The sequence below is a fragment of the Sediminimonas sp. genome, assembly GCF_024637375.1.
Classification (GTDB): Bacteria; Pseudomonadota; Alphaproteobacteria; order Rhodobacterales; family Rhodobacteraceae; genus Sediminimonas.
Window position 1 is genome coordinate 1 of sequence record NZ_JAGXFK010000023.1, and the last position, 20,955, is coordinate 20,955.

16 protein-coding genes are annotated in these 20,955 nt (G+C 64.1%); 8 read left to right on the plus strand and 8 right to left on the minus strand.

Going from position 1 to position 20,955, the window contains the following annotated elements; translation table 11 throughout:
* Window positions 1-325 precede the first annotated feature (325 nt).
* From Q0L89_RS03215 to Q0L89_RS03250, 8 genes are all read right to left on the minus strand, one after another.
* Window positions 326-955 carry an MgtC/SapB family protein gene (locus Q0L89_RS03215; protein WP_296762503.1) on the minus strand — a complete coding sequence of 210 codons (630 nt, stop codon included), beginning with the start codon at window positions 953-955 and terminating at the stop codon, window positions 326-328.
* A gap of 12 nt (window positions 956-967) precedes the next feature.
* On the minus strand, window positions 968-2,875 hold the full coding sequence (locus Q0L89_RS03220) for an acetyl-CoA hydrolase/transferase C-terminal domain-containing protein (RefSeq protein ID WP_296762504.1): 1,908 nt from the start codon (window positions 2,873-2,875) through the stop codon (window positions 968-970).
* On the minus strand, window positions 2,829-4,916 hold the full coding sequence (locus tag Q0L89_RS03225) for a 3-hydroxyacyl-CoA dehydrogenase NAD-binding domain-containing protein (protein ID WP_296762505.1): 2,088 nt from the start codon (window positions 4,914-4,916) through the stop codon (window positions 2,829-2,831). The genes Q0L89_RS03220 and Q0L89_RS03225 overlap by 47 nt, the downstream gene beginning before the upstream one ends.
* Complete coding sequence (locus Q0L89_RS03230) at window positions 4,913-6,202, minus strand: acetyl-CoA C-acetyltransferase (RefSeq protein ID WP_296762507.1); 1,290 nt, start codon at window positions 6,200-6,202, stop codon at window positions 4,913-4,915. The genes Q0L89_RS03225 and Q0L89_RS03230 overlap by 4 nt, the downstream gene beginning before the upstream one ends.
* On the minus strand, window positions 6,199-8,472 hold the full coding sequence (locus tag Q0L89_RS03235) for an acyl-CoA dehydrogenase (RefSeq protein ID WP_296762509.1): 2,274 nt from the start codon (window positions 8,470-8,472) through the stop codon (window positions 6,199-6,201). Before Q0L89_RS03235 ends, Q0L89_RS03230 begins: the two co-directional genes overlap by 4 nt.
* A gap of 308 nt (window positions 8,473-8,780) precedes the next feature.
* Window positions 8,781-10,064 carry an MFS transporter gene (locus tag Q0L89_RS03240; protein WP_296762510.1) on the minus strand — a complete coding sequence of 428 codons (1,284 nt, stop codon included), beginning with the start codon at window positions 10,062-10,064 and terminating at the stop codon, window positions 8,781-8,783.
* Window positions 10,061-10,930 carry an MBL fold metallo-hydrolase gene (locus Q0L89_RS03245; protein WP_296762512.1) on the minus strand — a complete coding sequence of 290 codons (870 nt, stop codon included), beginning with the start codon at window positions 10,928-10,930 and terminating at the stop codon, window positions 10,061-10,063. The genes Q0L89_RS03240 and Q0L89_RS03245 overlap by 4 nt, the downstream gene beginning before the upstream one ends.
* Before the next feature lie 288 nt (window positions 10,931-11,218).
* Window positions 11,219-11,506: a hypothetical protein gene (locus Q0L89_RS03250; RefSeq protein WP_296762513.1), complete on the minus strand. Its 288-nt coding sequence runs from the start codon at window positions 11,504-11,506 to the stop codon at window positions 11,219-11,221.
* Window positions 11,507-11,630: 124 nt separating this feature from the next.
* Here Q0L89_RS03250 and Q0L89_RS03255 point away from each other — a divergent pair, with 124 nt between their 5' ends.
* The 8 genes from Q0L89_RS03255 to Q0L89_RS03290 all read left to right on the plus strand — a co-directional run bounded on the left by Q0L89_RS03255 (window position 11,631) and on the right by Q0L89_RS03290 (window position 20,866).
* Window positions 11,631-12,008, plus strand: a complete 378-nt coding sequence (locus Q0L89_RS03255; protein WP_296762514.1) for a cupin domain-containing protein — start codon at window positions 11,631-11,633, stop codon at window positions 12,006-12,008.
* Window positions 12,009-12,012: 4 nt separating this feature from the next.
* A complete protein-coding gene (locus tag Q0L89_RS03260) occupies window positions 12,013-13,425 on the plus strand; it encodes a dihydrolipoyl dehydrogenase (RefSeq protein WP_296762516.1) in 1,413 nt (470 codons plus the stop codon).
* 173 nt (window positions 13,426-13,598) lie between these two features.
* Entirely contained in the window at window positions 13,599-14,504 is a 906-nt protein-coding gene (locus tag Q0L89_RS03265) for an AEC family transporter (protein WP_296762518.1), read from the plus strand.
* 226 nt (window positions 14,505-14,730) lie between these two features.
* Complete coding sequence (locus tag Q0L89_RS03270) at window positions 14,731-15,339, plus strand: TetR/AcrR family transcriptional regulator (protein ID WP_296762520.1); 609 nt, start codon at window positions 14,731-14,733, stop codon at window positions 15,337-15,339.
* Window positions 15,336-16,934 (plus strand): carboxyl transferase domain-containing protein, encoded by a 1,599-nt coding sequence (locus Q0L89_RS03275; protein WP_296762522.1) that lies wholly within the window; start codon window positions 15,336-15,338, stop codon window positions 16,932-16,934. The genes Q0L89_RS03270 and Q0L89_RS03275 overlap by 4 nt, the downstream gene beginning before the upstream one ends.
* 10 nt (window positions 16,935-16,944) lie before the next feature.
* Window positions 16,945-17,739, plus strand: coding sequence for a crotonase/enoyl-CoA hydratase family protein (locus tag Q0L89_RS03280; RefSeq protein ID WP_296762524.1), 795 nt, complete (start codon window positions 16,945-16,947; stop codon window positions 17,737-17,739).
* Window positions 17,736-19,724, plus strand: a complete 1,989-nt coding sequence (locus tag Q0L89_RS03285) for a biotin carboxylase N-terminal domain-containing protein (RefSeq protein ID WP_296762526.1) — start codon at window positions 17,736-17,738, stop codon at window positions 19,722-19,724. The genes Q0L89_RS03280 and Q0L89_RS03285 overlap by 4 nt, the downstream gene beginning before the upstream one ends.
* The gene (locus Q0L89_RS03290) at window positions 19,721-20,866 is read left to right on the plus strand and encodes an acyl-CoA dehydrogenase family protein (protein WP_296762528.1); all 1,146 of its coding nucleotides are present in this window, start codon (window positions 19,721-19,723) and stop codon (window positions 20,864-20,866) included. The genes Q0L89_RS03285 and Q0L89_RS03290 overlap by 4 nt, the downstream gene beginning before the upstream one ends.
* Window positions 20,867-20,955: the final 89 nt, after the last annotated feature.

Consider the following 20,955-nt stretch of genomic DNA (forward strand, 5'->3'; position numbering starts at 1 on the left):
GCTGATCATATCGATGCAGTTGCTCATGGGGGTGCTGTTCGGACTCCTCGGACTTGCGCTTGCGACACCGATGGCCGCCCTGGGCACGACCCTGATCAGGGAGGTGTACGTGCAGCGCTTCCTTGAAAGGGAATCGGCCGATGACCCGCCCCCGCTGGCCCCACGTTCATAGCGTGAGTCTGAGAGCTGGTAGCGAGTCTTTCATCAGGGCGCCAGGGTGCGTTGCGCCGGATCGGATTCGCCTGGCACTGAACATAGGGCATGCCAAGCCGCCCGGGCTGGGTGAACTCGATAGACCGCAATGCCCTCCAGGAGGACGGGGTGGTCAAGATCGTGGATCACTAGTCTCTGAATCTGATGTAGAAAACTTTGGCAGGATGAAGGGCACCGCTGCGAGGATGATCAGGACAATCGCTGCCGACAGGACGGCAGTTGCTTCCAATCCGAGACCCGCAACAACGCCAATCCCGGCTGTCGCCCAGATATTCGCAGCCGTGGTCAGGCCCTCGATCTGGTGCTTCGCGGTGCCGACCATAATTGCGCCGGCGCCCAGAAAGCCGATGCCTTGCACGATGCCCTGCAGTACGCGCGACATATCCTCGATCGGCATGCCACCCTGTAACGGCCCCAGGACGAAAAGTGCTGCGCCCACAGCAACCAGCATATGGGTCCGCACCCCGGCGCTTCTGCCCTTGCGCTCACGTTCGTATCCAAGGATTCCACCCAGTATTGCCGCAAGCACCAGGCGCACCGTGATGCGAGTAGCGGTTGAGACGTCTGGAACGTCTGAGAATTCGATGACGAGGGTCGACCAGATTTCCTCTCCCACGGTAGCTTCCTCATCCCGATTGCCAAGATTGTGATCAAAACCGCACGCCAGTCGAAAACCTGACTGGCAAATCGAAGTTGAAAGACGAATGGCCGGCGCCAAGGTGGTGGCGATATTGGCGCACAAGTGGTCCTTGAGTCAAAGCGCGTCGGTGCTGGCTTCAAGTGCGCCCTTGACCGCAAGGCTTGTAAGGAGGTCCGCGAGCGACCGCGGGTGTTCCAGCGAGAGACGGTCGAGACAGGCACGCCGCTGGGAATCCGGCGCGCCGGCCGAAAGACCGTGCCACAGCAACTTCGCCATTTCCCGGCGCGAGCCGGACTTGACCTTCAGGATGGCGAGGGCGCCAAGCAGTTGTTGCTCGACCTTGGTGAAGTCAGTGCCGAACGGGAACTGCGGCAATGTTCCGTCAGCCATGGAAGGGGCAAGCCATGTGCGCAGACGGTCCGGCGTGTTCTCCCGATGCGGCCCCGGCACCTGCGCGTCCCTTGGCAATTTTCCGGCCGCTTTCGCCCGGTCCAGCAATTCGGGTTGGAACCGGCTGTCAGCGATCGAGATCATCGCCATGATACATTCGGCATCCGAGCGGCCGCGCAGGTCGGCGATCCCGTATTCGGTGATGATGATATCGCGGTAGTGGCGCGGGATCGTCTCGTGCGGGTGGTCCCAGACGATGTTCGAGGTCACCTTTCCCTTGCTTTCGCGGGTGGCGTGCAGGGTGATGATCGCGCGGGCACCTTCCAGCGCAAAGGCCTGGTCGATGAAGTTGAACTGCCCGCCAACACCGCTGACGATCCCGCCGCTGCTCGTCACGTCCGAAATCACCCCGCCAAGCGTGGTTGCCTTCATCGCGGCATTCACGAAACGGGCCTTCACGCGCGCGGCACGGCGGCCCATTTCGTCACCATACAACTGGTTGGTGAAGGACACGGGCATCATCTGGATGCGCGCGCGGTCCTTTTGCGGCATCTCGCGCAGGCTGTGATAGAAGTCGCGGCAATTGACGAAAAAGCCCGCGTGGACCGCGGCGCCGTCCACCTCGCGATGGATCACCCCGGCCTTGAGCAGTTCCAGAATGCCCTGCACCAGCATCTCGGTGACGCCGTAGAGCCCATGCTCGAAGCTGTCGGTTTGGGCGCGGCCGGGGGCGGGAAAGGGCGAGGCCGCCATGACGGCGCGCATGGTTTCCGGCGTGCGGTGGCGCAGGATCAGCGACGAGGCCACGGCATCGCCAACCGATCCGATACCGATCTGCAGCGTGCCACCATCCGGCACCAGCCCCGCGACATGCAGGCCGATGGCGTGATCACGCGCGGTCACCGGGCGCTTGGGCACCGAGAACAGTTCGAACTGCGTGGCAGGATCGTCCAGCAGGCAATCCACCTCGTCGCGGGCAAGCTCTGCGGCGCCGGGCATGAAGGGCAGTTGCGGGTTGATCTCGCCGGCAAGGATAAAGTCCTGCTGGCCGCGCGCGCGGGCGCGAAGCAGGTCGACGGTGATATCGGTATTGCACGACAGGCTGAGCCGGTCGCCGTCCCGGGCGAGAAGCTGCAAGATGACATTGGGGCGCCGTGCCATAAGGACATGCAGCGCATGGGTATAGTTCGCCGGGATATAGCCCTGTTGCGCCGCTGAATTGCCCAGCCAGTCGCCCGCCTGAAAGAAGAATTCCTGCACCTCGATATTGTCGGGCAATGTCCCGTCGGCAAGCCGCGTGGCGTAATCGAGCGGCGTGTACGCCCCGAAAAGACGGTCCAGCGCCGGGCCGAGGAACCGCGCCTGAAGATCGCTGTCGGCGCGCGGGCGTTGAAGCGTGAGGGCAGTAAAGATGTGCAGTTTGATCGACCGGTCCTCGCAGGCCAGATCGGTCAGGGCGTTGACGATGGTATTCGCCTTGCCCAGCCCCAGCGGCAGCGCCAGTCGGATGTCGCCGTCCGTTTGCTCGACGATGCGCCGCGCGGCCGCCGCCGCGTCGGTCAGGATGATCGGCTCGCCGGCCACCTCAGCCCATGTCCTGCCAGCCGGGATCGGGACGGAAGCGTTCGCCATGAGCCTCGGAAAGCTCTTCGAGGCGCGCCACGATCTCGTCGATCCCGCGCGATCCGGCATAGTGCATCGGCCCCCCGCGGAAGGGGGCGAATCCGGTGGCGAAGATCATCGCGCCATCCACCTGGTCGCTGTCTCGGGCGATGTCCTTGCGCAGGCATTCGACGCAAGCGTCCAGCATCGGAAGGATCAGGCGATCAGCGATATCGTCGGTTGCGCCCGTTTCTGACGCGGCGCTCTTTTGGGCCTTGCCGTCCGTCCATTCGTAAAAGCCCTTGCCCGATTTCTTGCCGGTGTCGCCGTTTTCGACCATTTGGCTCAGCCAGTCGGGAATATCGACCATCGGTTTGTCGAGACCCGATTTCAGGCTTTCGGCCACATGAAGGCATATGTCCAGCCCGACCTGATCGGCCAGTTCCACCGGCCCCATCGGCATGCCGAAGGCTTCGGTAGCAGTGTCGATGACCTGCTTGTCGTGGCCTTCCTCGATCAACTGGATCGCCTCAAGCAGGTAGGGCGTCAGCGCGCGGTTCACCAGGTAACCCGGATAATCGTGCACCCGCGCGGGAAGCCGCCCGATCGCGCCGCAAAAGGCGGCCAGCTGGTCGGTCACGGTGCCGAACGTGTCCGGGTGGGTGACGACCTCGACCAGTTGCATCTTCGAGACCGGGTTGAAGAAATGCAGCCCCGCAAAGCGCCGAGGCCGCTTCAGGCTCTTGGCCAGCGCGGCCACGGACAGCGACGAGGAATTCGTCGCCAGTGTCGCGGTCGGGTTCATCAGGGGTTCGATTCCAGCATAGATCGCGGCCTTGATGTCGGCGTCCTCGGGGCCCGCCTCGATCACCAGATCGGCCGCCGGCACACCAAGCTGCTGCGGATCGGGCATCAGCCGGTCCAGTGCATTGCGTGTTTCGATTCCGCTCAGGTGCTGGGCCTTGCAGATTGCGCTTGCCTGTCGGATCGCGCGCCCCAGCGCGTCGGTATCGGGGTCCGACAAGGTTACGCGCTTGCCCTTCATCGCGCACCAGGCGGCGATTTCGCCGCCCATGGTTCCGGCCCCCACGACATGGATATGGGCGATGCCGTCCACGCCGCCGCCGTCCTTCTTCAGCGCCTGCTGCAAAAAGAACACCCTGACGAGGTTCCGTGACGTCTCGCCGGTCACGAGCTTTGCAAAAGAGGCGACCTCGGCCTCTTGCATGGCCTTGCGGTCACCGCCATGCGCTTCCCAAAGATCGACCAGCGCATAAGGTGCGGGATAGTGGTCTTTTGGCGCGCGGTCCTCGGCGGTGGCCCGCATCTTGCGCGCGGCCAGGCTGCGGGCGGCCGACAGCGCCATTGCGCGGTCCGTCAGGCCGGGGCCGTCTTGCTCCAGATCGCCGGCGATGGCGGCGCGCGCGGCGGCTTCGACATGGCGTTCCTCGACCACCGCATCGGCGATGCCCAGCGCCCTGGCCTTGCGCGTATGCGCGGTCTTGCCGGTCAGCATAAGCGTCATGGCCTCGATCGCATCGATCCGATCGGTCAGGCGAAAGGTTCCGCCAAGCCCGGGATGCAGGCCCAGATTGACCTCGGGAAAGCCGAAGCTGGCCCCGTCCACGGCGATGATCCGGTCGCAGGCCAGCGCGATCTCGAACCCGCCGCCAAGCGCCGGCCCGTGAACGATGCAGACCGTCGGACATGTCAGCGCCTCGAACCGGTCCATCACCGCATGGCCGCGGGTCAACATCTGCGCGACATCCTCTGCGTCGTCGAGGTCGCGGAACATCGAGATATCGGCCCCCGCGGCAAAGCCACCGGGTTTGGCGGAGCGGATCACGACGCCTTTGGGCAGGTCTTGTTCGATGGCGTCAAGCTGCCGGTCGAGCCCCTCCAGCACCTCGCGCGAGATGGTGTTGGCCTCCGAGCCCGCGACATCGAGCGCCAGCCACAGCACGCCTTGTGCGTCGCGGGCGGCACGCCACGGGCCGTCGCGTTCGGCGGTGCGGGTCGGGCCCAGCTCCAGCCAGCTTTCACCAAGATGGGTCAGAACCGGTCCCGTCATGCCACTGCCTCCAACAACATCGCGCCGCCCTGGCCGCCGCCGATGCATTCGGTCGCAATGCCGCGCGCCAGGCCCTTGCGTTTCATCGCGTTGGCCAGGTGCAGCACGATCCGGTTTCCGCTGGTGCCGACCGGATGGCCCATGGACACCGCGCCGCCATCGACATTCAGCCTGTCGCGGTCGATTTTCCCAAAGGCACCGTCCAGCCCCATGACCTGCTTGCAGAACGCGTCGTCCTCCCACGCGGCAAGGCAGGCAAGCACCTGCGCGGCAAAGGCCTCGTTCAGCTCCCACAGGTCCACATCGTCGCGGCTCAGGCCCTGGCGTCGGGTGATCGCGGTCGAGCATAGCACTGGCGCCAGCCCCATGATCGACGGGTCGAGCGCCGACCATTCGCTGTCCGCGATCCGCGCGATCGGGGACAGCCCATGTTCTTCGACCGCGCGTTCCGAGGCGACGATCACCCACGAGGCGCCATCGGTGATCTGGCTTGCATTGCCCGCGGTCACCTTGCCATATGGTTTTTCGAAGACCGGGTTGAGCTTGGCCAGCGCATCGACAGCGCTGTCCGGGCGCACGCCGTCGTCGTGATCGTAATGCGCACCTTCCCTGTCGAAGGCGCTCATCACCTCGCCCGCCAGCCAGCCTTCTTCCTGCGCGCGCGCCAGGCGCTTGTGGCTTTCCACCGCGTAGGCGTCGGCTTGTTCGCGGGTGATGCCGAAACGGTGCGCCAGAATCTCGGCGGTCTGGCCCATGTTCAGATCGGTGATCGGATCGGTCAGGCCCCGTTCGAGGCCTATGATCGGCTTGAAGAAATTCGCGCGCAGGCCGGTCAGTTGCGACGCCGTGTCAAGCGCGCCCTTGGCGGATGCCATCCCTGCGTACCACTCGACGGCTTCCTGGCGCAGCACCAAGGGGGCATGGCTGAGCGCCTCGGCGCCACCGGCGAGGATCAGGTCGTGGCTGCCGTCGCGGACATAGCGATAGGCGGTGTCGATCGACTGCATGCCCGAGCCGCAGTTGATCTGCACCGTGAAGGCCGCCATCGCCGCCCCCATTCCCAGCCGCAGCGCGACGACCCGCGCGGGGTTCATTTCGTCGGCGATGACATTGACACAGCCAAGAATGACCAGATCGAAGGCATCGCGCGCGAAGGGCTGGCGGGTGAGCAGCGGACGGCCGCATTGCACGGCCAGGTCCACCGGCGTGAAAGGCCCCGGTTTGCCCCGCGCCTTGAGAAACGGGGTGCGTGCGCCATCGACAAGATAAACGGGACGATCGGTCATTTTGCGGCCTTTCCGGATGCCTTTGCGGGGCGCTTCGGCCTGGAGGGCTTGAGGCCGGGAAAGAACGCCGCCAATTCGTCGCGCGAGAAATCGTCCACGGCGACGACCTGCTGAACGGCCGATTTCATGGCGTTCAGGCTGTCATTCTCTGCCTCGGTGATCTTGCCCGCGTCCAGCGCCTGCTGCTGGCTCATGTCTGCCTTGCGCAGCCGCTTCTCCAGCGGCGCGCAATCGATGACGAGGTCAAATGCGGTCTCAAGCTTGACGATGCCTTCGCCCGCGCAACCGTGGAACAGAGCGCCGGACAGCCGCTCGCGCGTTGGCGTGCGTTCGGAAATCAGATCGGCACATTCCTCGGTCAGCGTGTCGGACGGGCCGCGCGATGCCCATTTCGGCAAGGTCACGGCGCGCAGCAGCCAACCGGCCCACCGCGCCGGAAGATTGGCCAGCACCAGATCAAGGCTTTTGCTGATCTTCTCAAAGGCGGTTTCGGCGGTGAAACGAACCAGCGGCAGATCCGCTTCCTGACATCCTTCGTCTTCCCACCGTTTCAGCGTCGCCGACAGGAAATAAAGCTCTGAAAGCACGTCACCCAGCCGGGCCGAGATCATCTCGCGCTGCTTCAGCCCGCCCCCCAGTGTGAGAAAGGCGAAATCCGAGACCAGCGCGAATGCCGCCGACCAGCGTGACATGCGCCGGTAGATCGCGCGCACCGCGCCCGTATCCTTGGGTGCGGGCGCGAAGAGGCCGTGCGTCCAGGCGCGGCCAAGGGCGCGAAACAGTGTTCGGGTCGTGTGCCCGACATGGGCCCAGAAATGCCGGTCGAACGCGTCGAGCGATTCTTCCCCGTCCTCGATCTCCAGCGATTGCATCTCGTCGAGAATATGCGGATGCGCGCGGATCGACCCCTGGCCAAAGATGATCAGGCTGCGGGTCAGGATATTGGCCCCCTCCACGGTGATGCCGATCGGCACCGCCTTGTAGATTTCGGACAGGTAATTGTTCGGCCCGTCGATCACCGCCTTGCCGGAATGGATATCCATGGCGTCGTTCAGCGCGTCGCGCATCCGGTAGGTCGCGTTCGACTTCATGATGCCGGAGATAACCGCCAGCGCGCGGCCTTCATCGAGGCCCACGCAGGTCAACTGGCGCGCGGCGTCCAGCGCATAGGCATTGGCCGCAAGCCGCGCGAGGCTTTCCTGCACGCCGCCGAACTTCGACACCGGGATGCCGAATTGCTGGCGAACGCGGGCATAGGCCCCGGATGTATGCGCCGCCAGCGCGCTGGCGGCCGCCGAAAGCGACGGCAGCGAGATGCCGCGCCCGGCCGCGAGTGCGCTCATCAGCATCATCCAGCCCTTGCCGGCATAGTCGGACCCGCCGATGATGTTGTCCAATGGGATGAAAACATCGGTGCCGGTGGTCGGGCCGTTCTGGAACATCTGGCCGGCCGGGATGTGACGGCGGCCGATCTCGACCCCGTCCAGATGGGTGGGCACCAGCGCGCAGGTAATGCCGATATCCTCGGTCTCGCCCAGCAGGCCGTCGGGGTCGCGCATCTTGAAGGCAAGGCCGAGAACGGTGCAGACGGGCGACAGGGTGATATAGCGTTTCGACCAGTTGAGCCGCAGGCCCAGCACGGTCTTGCCTTCCCATTCGCCCTCGCAGACGATGCCGGTATCGACCATCGCGGCCGCGTCCGAGCCGGCCTCTTCGCTGGTCAGGCCGAACGCCGGAAGCTCGGTCCCGTCCGCCAGACGCGGCAGCCAGTGATCCTTCTGCGCCTGGGTGCCGAATTGCATCAGCAATTCCCCCGGCCCGAGCGAGTTCGGCACCATCACCGTTACCGCCGCCACCAGCGAGCGAGACGAGATCAGGCGCACCACTTCGGAATGGGCCAGCGCCGAAAACCCGAGGCCGCCGTACTCTTTCGGGATGATCATGCCGAAAAAGCCGTCGTCCCGCATCATCTGCCAGGCGTCCCCGGGCAGGTCGGCAGTCAGGCGATTCACCTTCCAGTCATCGACCATCTCGCACAGCTTGCGGCACGGGCCGTCGATGAAAGCCTGTTCTTCATCGGTAAGCCGGGGGGCATCGACCTGCTGCAACTTGCGCCAGTCGGGATTGCCGGAAAACAACTCCGCCTCCCACCAGACCTCGCCGGCGTTCAGCGCCTCGGCCTCGGTTTCCGACAGCGACGGCAGGGCGCCCCGTGCCCAGCGATGGATCGGCTTCGTGATGTGATCGCGGCGAAAATGGCGTAGCGTCATTTGGGGTTTCCTCTGTGTCGCAAGCTGTGCCGCGCTGCGCGCGTTGTGTGAGGACCGGATCTTTTCGAACCGTTGCTGACCTTCATTTCGCAACACCTGAACAGTCTAACTCGTTCCACCTGGCATTTTAAACGGAAATGTCCGGGCGAATGTCGTGTGGCAGATGTCGCAACTCCGCGGTGAGCTTCCCGAGTGATTTCATCACGTTGGCCATCCGGAATCCGATGGCGATCACCAAAATGTGTCCGATCAGAGAGACGGTGCGCAAGGGTGCGTTGCTCGATCCTCCGATGCAGGCGCACTTTTGCTCATTCCTGCTGGACTTCGTCCAAACCGCGCGCCAGCACTGCTCCAAGGGCCGCGATGACAGCGAAAGCCAGCAGCACCGGGCCCGGGCCGAAGCGGTCCGCCGCAAGCCCGAACAGCCCGCCCGCCAACAGCGCACCACCGATCAGCGTGTTGGACAGCGCCGTGTAGCGGGCACGAAACGAATCCTCCGCCATGTCCGTCAGGTGCAGCTTGCGGCCCGCGCGCACGCCCTCATAGGCGATCTGTGCAGCAAAGATTGCCGCCGCAGCGCCGACCGCCCCGCCGAGGCCGCCATGAATTGATCCGATAGCACCGACCACGGCGAAGACCACCGCGCCGAGCGCACCCGCCGCCATCAGGGTCTGTCGGCTCGAGTAATCGGAAAGCCGCCCCCAGACATACGACGCCAGCACCGAAGCCGCCGTGGACGCCATGACCAGCGGTCCGAGCTGGTCCAGCGCGCTCCACCCGGATGCGGCCGTCAGCATGACAATGAACGGCGGCGCCAGGGCCGTGACGGCAAGCGCTGCGCGCGAGGCAACGAAGAGGCGCAACTGCGCGTCGTTCACGATCGGTTCGACCAGTGCCGCCAACGAGCCATCGTCGTCATCGTTCCCGGTGTCCGCCTCCGCCTCCGGCTCTCGCAATCGCAGGAAGATCAAGGCGGCAAGCAGGAACGCCGCCCCCGCAATGGCGATGAGCCCGGCCAGAGGCGCAACGGCGACCTCGAACAGCCCCGCCGCCATCAGAAGGCCCACACCGAAAACCGAAACCGAGGCGACCGAGGCCGCGAGGCCCGTGATCGCACCGCGACGTCGCTTGGTGATGGTGCGCGCCAGCGCGTCCTTGTAGCTGACGGAGGACGCCGAGCGTGCCACGGCGAGCACGGCAAGGCAGGCCACAATCACACCGCCTGCCAATGCACCAGTCAGCAGCAATGCCGCCGCCGCGATGCCGAGCGCCGCCAACCCCTGCACCGCGCTGCCTGCGGCCCAGAACCGCTTGCGCTGCGGGCTGGCCTCGACCCGCCGGGCAAGGGTCAACTGCGGTAGCAGCGCGCCGGCCTCGCGCACAGGCACCAGCAGGCCGACCATCGCCCCCGGCGCCGAAAGCGCCGTCAGCAGCCAGGACAGCACCAACTTGGGGTCGATCAGCGCGTCCGCTGTCTTGGTCAGGGTCAGCGAGACGACATGAACAAGGCCATTGCGTGCCTCGCCCGGGCGCAGCTCGTCCGTGGCGGTTCCCGTTATCGTGCTGAAGGCTGACTTGAGGAAATCGCTCATCGCGGATCGAATTTCCCAAGCGGGATTTTCAGATAGCTGCTGCCATCGGCTTCGGCCTCCGGCAGGCGTCCGCCACGGATATTGACCTGAAGCGCAGCCAGCATGCGGTCGGGCAACGGCAGCGTCGCGTCGCGGGCCGTCCGCGTGGCGATGAATTCGGCCTTGCCGATGCCGTCCTTGACATGCCGGTTGCGAAGGCGGTGCTCAGCCACCGTGGCCATGTATTCGGGTGCGGCATCGCCCCCGGGATAGTCGTGACCGATGTAGAGCCGGGTGTCATTCGGCAGATCGAGGATGGCGCGCAGTGAATTCCACAACTCCTCGGCGCTGCCGCCCGGAAAATCGGCCCGGCTGGTTCCCTTTTCGGGCATCATCAGCGTGTCATGGACGAAGGCCGCGTCGCCCGCGACATAGGTGATCGAGGCCAGCGTGTGACCGGGCGAGAACATGACCCTCACGGGAACCTCGCCCACCATGAATTCATCACCTTCGGCAAACAGCCTGTCCCATTGCGACCCGTCCGCCGGAAGCTCGTCCCCGAGGTGATAGAGGGCCTTCCACAACTCCTGAACCCCGGTCACCTTCTCTCCGATCGCGGCGGGTGCGGCAAGCTTGTCCGAAAGGTAGCGGGCCGCGGTAAAGTGGTCCGCGTGCGGGTGCGTGTCGAGAACCCATACTACATCGAGCATTTCCGCATCGATATAGCCGAGGATTTCATCGGCGCTTTCGGTCGTCACGGCGCCGGCCTTGGGGTGGAAGTTCCAGACAGGGTCGACGATGGCGGCCTTGCGGGTGGCGGGACAATGAAAAACGTATTGCAGACTGCCTGTTGGCCTGTCGAAGAACGCGCGGATGATGGGGGACATGCTCTCTCCGTTTCAATATTTCCAATGCGCCGGAACGAGCGCAGAAACAGCCCGTCACGGTGCAGACGGCCAGTGTTACAGCCGTCGCAACATTCGACCAGCCTCCAGCGCGGCCGCGCCGGCAGGAATCGTCGTCACGAGGGTCACCCCGGCGACGATACAGACCGACATCTCCGTCGCACTCCTTGCATGAAGAGGGGCGCCGGTACGGGGTCAGAGACAGGCAGGCAAAGCCCATGGACTGCCATGCCGCGAAAAGCCCCAACCATGGTCATTCCAGCCGTTTTGTTACTTGAACCGTGACATCGCGCTGTCAAAAGCGCCGGAAATGCTGTCCCACGCCTTGTCGAAACCTGACTTCATGTCGGCCCAGGCATCGTCGCTGGCGGCGCGCATCTCTTTGAGCTTTTCCTCGGCCTCGTCGCGCTTGGCGCGCATTTCGTCGAGTTGCTTCTGGTATTCGATCTTCGAATCGGCCTCGGCCTCGTCGACCTTGGCCTTCATCTTGTGGATTTCGGCATTCCACTGGTCGATCTTTGCTTTGGCTTTTTCGATATACTGGCTTTTCTCGGACATGGTATTTCTTCTCTCGTTACAGGTTAAACGCAAAGGTACAGCATATTCGATTGTTGACTGGGCGGGAAGCGTGCAAACTCGTTGAGAGCAAAGACATGATGCCAGGATGCCAGGAGGCCCTACCATGCCCGAAACACACAAACTCACGCTGCCGGTTGTCGAACTTGCCCGCGAGAACGATGAGTTCCGCAAGGTTCTGTGGACCGGCGACAAGACGCAGCTTGTGCTGATGGCAATTCCCGAGGGGGGCGAGATCGGCGGCGAGGTGCACGAGGGGCACGACCAGCTGCTGTATTTCGTCGCGGGCTCTGGCACGGCCAAGATAGGCGAGACCGAATGCGAGGTCGCCGATGGCGATGTCAGCATCGTGCCCTCGGGCGTCTTCCACAACTTCCGCAACACCGGGTCGGGGATGCTCAAGCTCTTCACCACCTACAGCCCGCCGGAACACGCGCCAGGCACCGAGCACGCCACGAAGGCCCAAGCCGACGCGAGGGAATGAGCCAATGAAGGTCGATACCGTCATTGTGGGCGCGGGCAGCGCGGGGCTTTCGGCTCTGCGCGAGGTGCGTCGCTACACCGACGATTTCCTGCTGGTCAATGACGGCCACTGGGGCACTACCTGCGCCGCCGTCGGCTGCATGCCGTCGAAGGCGTTGATCGAGGCGGCGAACGCGCTTCACCGGCGCGGCACCTTCGACGCGTTCGGCATCCAGGGGGCCGGAGGCTTGCGTGCCGACATCCCGACCGTGCTCGCCCGGGTGCGCAAGATGCGCGACGACTTCATGAAGGGGCCGGAATCTGTGCCAGAAAAGCTGGGCGAGCGGGCCGTTTCGGGCCGGGCGCGGCTTCTGGGGCCCGGACGGCTGGAGGTCAACGGCAAGACGGTCGAGGCACGCGCGATCATCCTGGCGCCGGGCAGCAGCCCCGTGGTGCCCGGGCCCTGGCGCGAATTCTCGGATCGAATCCTGACCACCGACAGCCTGTTCGAACAGACCGACCTGCCGCGCCGCATCGCGGTGGTCGGCATGGGCGCGATCGGGGTCGAGATCGCGCAGGCGCTGGCCCGGCTTGGCTTGGATGTTGCTGGCTTTGACGCGATCGAGGGGGTGGCAGGCATTGATGATCGGGAGGTTATGGCAGCCTTCCACCCGCTGATCGAGGCCGAGATCGCGCTGCATCTCGGCGCGCCGGCCGAGCTCGAAGACGCGGGAAAGACGATCCGCGTAACCGGCGCAGGCGGCGGCTTCGAGGCCGATGTCGTTCTGGCCGCGATGGGGCGGCGCCCCAATATCGACGATCTCGGGCTTGAGACGCTGGACGTGCCGCTCGATGACAAGGGAATGCCCGAGGTCGATCCCGACACGCTGCGCATCGGCGATCTGCCGGTATTCCTTGTCGGTGACGCGAACGCATATCGCCCGCTTCTGCACGAGGCCGCGGACGAGGGGCATATCGCCGGGCGCATGGCCGCGCCGGATGCCGCAAACGAAGGGTTGTGTCGACGCACGCCGCTGTCGATCGTGTTTTCCTCGCCCCAAGTGGCGCGGGTGGGGGCGCCGCTGTCGGATTTGGATGTAGACGCCATCGCCACGGGTGCGGCGGATTTCTCGCAACAGGCGCGGGCGCGCATGGCGCAAACCGCAGCAGGGGTGCTGCGCATTCATGCCAGGCGCGACACCGGGCACCTGCTGGCCGCCGAAATGTGCGTGCCCGCCGCCGAACACCTGGCGCATCTTCTGGCGCTCGCAATCGAACAGCGGATGACGGTGGCGGACATGCTGGCCATGCCGTTCTATCATCCTGTCCTGGAGGAAGGTCTTCGCAGCGCGCTGCGCGATCTTGCGAAGGGTGTGGAGGGCGTTGGCGGATCAGACCTGTCGGGTTGCGAGGCGATCGGTCATGACGCCCTGGATTGAGCAGCCAATCGGCTGGCAGACACAGAGCATGCCGAGATGAGGTCGAAACTCGCATGTTTTTTCGTGGGAAGGTGTCAACGCGATGGGCTTGAGTGGGGCAGGGCGACGTCGTAGCCTGTGGCCATGACCAGGCCGAACCGGGCGGCGAACCAATCGAGAAAACAGGGCGTTGAATGCTCTTGTTCACCATCTGGCCCATTTTCGCCCTGATCTGTCTTGGCTTCATCCTGGCCCGGCGGGGATTTCCCGACCCCGGGTTCTGGGCTGCGGCTGAGAGGCTGAACTATTTCCTCCTCTTTCCTGCCCTGCTCCTGAGCAGCCTTGCCAATGCGCCCGTGAGCGACCCGGAGGTTATCGGCCTGGGTGGAGCGGCGGTCACCATCATTGCGCTCGCCGCAGGAGGCGTTTCGCTTGCTCGCCTGTTCCATCCCGTTGCCGCGGCCCGCTTTGGCCCGGTGCTGCAAGGCACCATTCGGTTCAACACCTATCTGGGCCTTGCAATTCTTGCCACGCTGGCGGGATCACCCGGGATCGAACGCGCGGCACTTTACCTTGCTGTCGCGGTGCCTTTGGTCAACGTCTTGTCGATCATGGCGCTGTCCGATGCGGGAAGCATGCGCGCGCCGCTGATCCTGTTGCGCACCATCCTGCGCAACCCGTTGATCCTGGCCTGTCTCGCGGGGATTGCGCTGGCACTGACAGGCGTTGGCCTGCCGTTCGGAACCGGGCGATTCCTGGGTTTTCTGGCACAGGGAAGCCTGCCTTTGGGCCTTCTCTGCGTGGGCGCGGCGCTGCAACCCCTCGCCATGCGGCTTGATATCCTCACCCTCGTCGGGACCGGCGCGCTGCGTCTTTTGTTCATGCCTTTGCTGGCCGCGTTGATCGCCCGCGCCTTTGGCCTGAACGGGGTCGAAGCATTGGTGCTTGTGGTCTTTGCAGCAATCCCCACGGCGCCGACATCCTATGTCCTGACACGGCAACTGAACGGCGACGGAACGCTGATGGCAGGGATCGTGACCTCGCAAACCCTTGCCGCAATCGCCACCATCCCGCTGGTTCTTTGGCTCTTCGGCGCGTAAGCGGCGCTCATCCCTGAGACATCCATCGCCCGTTTCCGTTCACTCCATGGCGGCGCCGGCCGCAAGAACAAGCGCGCGAAAGCGGGGTCGGATGGGCTCGCGATCTTCCCCGGGGTTTCTTCTGGCCTGCTGCCACGACGAGGGCGCGAGCGAGGCCAATGGGTCGTTGCTTGACAGGCAGAACCATACCTGCCTAACGTTTGTTAGAAATGATGTGGATTCGGGAATGACGAAAGAAGGACTTCAATCCGACACAACGCGCGACCGGGTTCTGAGCACCTCGGCCGGCCTGTTCTGCCAGCATGGGTATGCCGGGGTGTCGATGCGAAAGATCGCGGAGAGCTGCGATATGAAGGCGGGAAGCCTCTACTACCATTTTTCGTCAAAAGATCAGATCCTCACCGAGGTGCTGAACATGGGTATCGAGAAGGTTCATGCGGCGGTTGCCGCGGCCCTGCGGGAAAGCTCGGTGGATGTGTCGGCGTCCGACAGGTTTCGGCATGCAATAGCCGGGCACCTGCATGCGCTTCTGGAATACAGTTCCTTTACATCTGCCAATGTTCGTATCTTTCGGCAGGTTCCTCCGTCGGTGCAGCACAGCACCCTCGAAGTTCGCCGCAGATACGAGGCGCTGTGGGACGGTTTCCTGGGTGATCTGAAGAGCCAGGGACAGTTGCGGAACGATGTCGATATTCGCAGCTTTCGGTTGATGTTGATCGGGGCGCTGAACGCGACGCTGGAATGGTTCGATCCTGAACTCGGGGACATCACCGAGTTGGCAAACCGTTACGCCGACATGCTGGCCAACGGGATTTTCGCGGAGCGCTGCACATGACCGGTTTTCAAACGAAAGTTCAGACGCAGAGTACCGAGTTCGAAGAAAACCGGGCGGCCAATGACACGTTGCTTTCCGAGCTTCACACACGCATGGCAAAAGTCGTCAGCGGTGGCACAGAGAAATTGCGCCAGCGACATGGCGAAAGAGGCAAGCTTCTTGTGCGTGACCGGATCGATCGGGTGATCGACCCGGGCACGGCCTTGCTTGAGCTGTCGCCGCTGGCCGCATGGGGCCAGTACGGGGGCGATGTGAACGCGGCCGGAATCGTCACCGGGGTCGGCATCGTTCATGGTCAGCCGGTCATGGTCATCGCCAACGACGCGACGGTAAAGGGCGGCAGCTTTTTCCCCGAGACCGTCAAGAAACATCTGCGCGCACAGGAGATTGCCGAAGCCAACCGGCTGCCGTGTCTCTATCTGGTGGATTGCGGCGGCGCCTATCTGCCGGAACAGGACAGGGTGTTTCCCGACCGTGATCATTTCGGCAACGCGTTCTTTCGGCAATGCAGGATGTCGGCGCAGGGGCTGCCGCAGATTTCGGTCGTGTTCGGCGGATGCACGGCGGGCGGGGCCTATATCCCGGCGCTGTCCGACCAGGTTATCATGGTGCGCGGAAACGCGCGCATCCATCTTGGTGGGCCGTCGATCGTCAAGGTCGCGATCAACGAAGACATCGATGGCGAAGCCCTGGGCGGGGCCGAGATGCACACAACCGTGTCCGGTGTTTCGGATCATCTGGCCGAAACGGAAGATGAAGGGCTGGCACTCGCGCGCAGGTTGCTGCGCGATGTGAACCTCGAGCGTGAATCGGTTTCGGCCGACGACGTCGTGCCGCCAAGCAACCCGGCATCCGAGATTGCAGGCATCATCAGCGCGGATGCGAAAACCCCCTATGACGTGCGCGAGCTGTTGTTGCGACTGGTTGATGGCGGGGATTTCCAGGAGTTCAAACCCAGTTGGGGCGAGACCCTGGTCTGTGCCACGGCACGGATTCACGGCATGACGGTCGGAATACTGGGCAACAATGGCGCGCTGTTGTCGGAAAGCGCGCTCAAGGCCGCGCACTTCATTTCCATGTGCGACCAAAGGGGTATCCCGCTTCTATTCCTGCAAAACATCACCGGGTTCATGGTGGGGTCCGAGGCCGAGCGCGGCGGTATCGCCAAGAACAGCGCCAAGATGGTCTATGCGATGGCAACCGCGCGTGTGCCGCGACTGACGGTCGTTGTCGGCGGCTCTTACGGGGCGGGCAACTACGGCATGTGCGGGCGGGGTTTCCGGCCGGATTTCCTGTTTGCGTGGCCGACAGCCAAGGTTGCCACGATGTCCGCCGATATCGCGTCGAACGTTCTGTTGGAACTGCGGCGCAACAATTTCAGCCTGCCGGAGGCATCCGAAGAGGAACTCGACGGGATCGAGGCACGCACCCGCGCCCAGTATGCCGAACAGAGCGATCCCTACTATGCCACGTCCCGGCTATGGGATGATGGCCTGATCGCGCCGGAACAGACGCGCGAGGTTGTTGCGCTATGCCTGTGGCTTGTCCTGAGCCGACCGGAACCGCGCGGGCACACCCCTGTATTTCGGATGTGAGGACAACGCCATGACTTACCAAACACTGACGCTGGATATGGACGAACGCGGTGTCGCCACGGTCACCATGAACCGGCCTGAAAGCCACAACGCGCTGAACCGGACGCTGATTGCCGAGTTGCACGCGGTTGCGCTGAAACTGTCGCAGGACGACAGCGTTCGGGTGGTGGTTCTGACCGGCGCCGGCAGGAGCTTTTGTGCCGGGGGCGATATCGGGTGGTTTCGCGAAACACTGTCGCGTGATCGCGCCGGGCGCATCGCCGAGAGCAGCGCGCTGGCCGAGATGCTGCACGCGCTGGATCAACTGCCCAAGCCGCTTGTCGGGCGGATCAACGGCGCCGCCTATGGGGGCGGGGCCGGCATGATTTCGGTCTGCGATGTCGCTGTGGCGGTGCAGTCGGCCCGCTTTGGCCTGACCGAAGTGCGGCTGGGGCTCATCCCGGCAAACATTTCGCCCTATGTCGTCGCCCGGATTGGCGCGGCGCGGGCGCGCTCGGTGATGCTGTCGGGGGCGTTGTTCGGGGCCGAACGGGCCTGCGCTATCGGGCTGGTGGACGAGGTGACCGAGGATGCGGGCGCGCTCGATCAGGCGGTCGAAACCTGCGTGACCTCCCATCTGGAGGCGTCGCTCAGCGCCGTCGCGGCCACGAAAAGGCTGATCGCCTACGTGGACAGCCACGACAGGGATGCCGTGAAAGACTATACTTCGGAGGCGCTGGCAGACGCCTGGGACTCCGACGATGGGCGCGAAGGGATCGCCAGTTTCCTTGAAAAGCGGCGGCCCCGGTGGAGGTCGGGGGCATGATGATCCGAACCCTGCTTGTCGCCAATCGGGGCGAGATCGCCCGCCGCATCATCCGCACGGCCCGCGGCATGGGCATACGCACCGTCGCCGTCTATTCGGATGCCGATCGCAATGCCCCCCATGTGCGAGAGGCAGACGCGGCTTACCGCGTAGGGCCGGCAGAGGCGGTGCAAAGCTATCTCGATGGCAGCAAGATCATCGAAACCGCGTTGAAAGCGGGCGCCGACGCGGTGCATCCCGGCTACGGGTTCCTGTCCGAGAATGCCGGGTTTGCAGAGGCCTGCACGACAGCCGGCTTGCGGTTCGTGGGCCCGCCGGCCGAGGTGATCCGCCTGATGGGATCGAAAATCGAGGCCAAGGGCAGGGCCCTTGCCGCCGGCGTGCCGGTGGTGCCGGGCTATGACGGCGCCGATCAGTCCGATGAAACCCTGTGCGCGCAAGCGCAACAGATCGGGTTTCCGCTGCTGGTCAAGGCAAGCGCCGGCGGTGGCGGCCGGGGCATGCGCGTCGTCAATGACCCGGGCGATGTGCGCGCCGCACTTGCCGCCGCACGCTCAGAGGCGCAAGCCGGATTCGGCGACTCGACGCTGCTTCTGGAACGCTACGTGGAAAAGGCGCGGCATATCGAGGTGCAGGTGCTGGGCGATGCGCATGGCAACATCGTCCATGTGTTCGAACGCGATTGTTCGTTGCAGCGCAACCATCAGAAAGTCATCGAAGAAGCACCCGCACCCGGTCTGTCGGATGAGCTTCGGCAGGCGATCCTGACAAGCGCCGTGCAGCTCGCGCGTTTCATCGGCTATGAGAACGCCGGCACGGTGGAATACCTGCTGGACGATGACAGCGGTGACTTTTTCTTCCTCGAAATGAATGCCCGTCTGCAGGTCGAACACCCCGTGACAGAGGCGGTCACCGGGCTGGATCTGGTCGAGTGTCAGCTACGCGTGGCGGCGGGCGAGCCCCTTGCCATGCAACAAAAGGATATTGCCTGCCGCGGCTGGGCCATCGAGGCGCGTATTGCCGCCGAGGATCCTGCCGCAGGCTATTGCCCTGAAACCGGCACCATTTCAGCCTATGCCGTGCCGGATTTCTGTCGCACGGACAGCGGCGTCGAGGCCGGATCCGTTGTGTCGCACTACTACGATTCGATGCTGGCAAAGGTGATCGCACACGCCGATGATCGCCCGACCGCTATCGCAAGGCTGACGGCGGGCCTGTCGGAGATGCGCCTGGACGGGGTTGGCACGAACCTCGGGTTTCTTTCCGATCTCCTGCGCGCGCCGACGTTTCAGGAGGGCAGCCATCACACCGGGACGATTGCCGCCCTTTTCCCCGATGGCTGGTGCCCGCCCGTTGCGAGCGACCCTTTGCGTGCCACCGCGGTTCTGGCGCGGTATTTGTCGGATCGGTCCCAAGGGGCGGACCCATGGCACGCGCTCGGGGCGTGGCGATCCGTCTCTGTGGGTGGGCGGCAAGGGACGGCGGTTTACTACCTGGATCGGCAACCGGTCGAGGTTCGCGAAACGCCCGATGGCTGCGGCGTGGCGCGGGCAGGTGAGGCGCCACACAGGTTCACCCACGTTTCGGTAACGCCGGGGCGGCTTGTCCATGAACAGGACGGGCAGCGTCACGCCATCGACTACGCCGTTCAAGGGGCGGATGTGACGATGCAAACCGAGGCGGGCCGGTTTTCCATAAGGGTCGAGACCGGCGAGGATGCATTCCTCGCGGAGCCGCACAGCACCGCCGGCCAGGCAAATGAAATCAGGGCCCCGATGCCCGGCCTGATCGTTGAGTTGCTGCACAAGCCCGGCACCTCGCTGCGCAAAGGCGATCCGGTGGTCGTGATCGAAGCCATGAAGCTCATGCAGACGCTTGCCGCACCTTGCGACGGGGTGCTGAGCGAAACCCCCCATCAACCCGGAGAAACGGTAGAGAAAAAGGCGATTCTGGCCGTATTCCTCCCCGAGGAGACATCAAGATGAACCACCATCTGTTCCTGACCGAAGAACACGAGATGCTGCGCGACCAGGTTCGCCGTTTCGTGGCCGAAAAGGTTCACCCCGTTGCCGACGAATGGGAAAAGGACGGGTGCGTCCCGCGCGACATCCTGCGCCAGATGGGCGATCTTGGCTTCTTTGGCATCCGCTACCCCGAGGAATACGGCGGCAGCGCCATGGACACGCGCGCAACCGCCGTGCTGGCCGAGGAACTGGGGCGCTCCACATATGCCGGCTTTGCGATCACGGCGCTGGTTCACACCGACATGGCATCGGTGCACCTTTACAATGCCGGCACCGCCGCGCAGAGGGCGGCGTACATGCCCGATATCATCGCCGGCCGCAAGATCGTCGCGGTCGCCGTTACCGAACCCGACGCGGGGTCGGACGTAAAGAGCATCCGCACCATGGCCCGGCGCGACGGCGACGACTACGTGTTGAACGGCGCCAAGATGTTCATAACGAACGGTGTTCATGCCGATCTCTATTGCGTCGCGGCCAAGACCGATGCCCAAGGCCCTGCCAGCCAGTCGGTCACCATTTTCCTGGTTGAAAAGGGCACGCCGGGGTTTTCCGTCAGCCGCGCGCTGGACAAACATGGCTGGCGTTCTTCGGATACGGCCGAGCTGTCGTTCCAGGATTGCCGCATCCCTTCCGAGAACATCCTGGGAGAAGAGGGGAAAGGTTTCTACGGCATCATGAAGAACTTCCAGAACGAGCGCATCGTCCTCGGCGCCATGGCGATGGGCGAGGCGCAAGCGGCGCTGGATCTGACGCTTGAGTATGTGAAAACCCGGCAGGCCTTTGGCGCGCCTTTGTGGTCGAAACAGGCGATCCGGCAGCGCCTGTCGATGCTGTCGGCACGCGTCGCCGCCGCCCGCCAGTTCGTTTACGCAACTGCTGCACGCGACGCCGCGGGTGAAGACGTGGTGAAAGAGGTCTCCATGCTCAAGGCGCTTTGTGGCGAGTTGGTGAACGAAGTCATGTATGATTGCGTGCAGTTTCATGGCGGGACCGGCTACATGCATGGAAGCACGATCGAACGAATGACCCGCGACGCCCGGGTTCAGTCGATCGGCGGGGGCGCGACGGAAGTCATGCTCGAAGAGGTGGCAAAGCGGATCTGAAGATCGCGGAATGCCGTCACTGGTGCGCGTGGATCGTTTCGGGCCGGCACCACGGGAAATTGGCATGTTGGCCTTCTGAAAGGCACCAC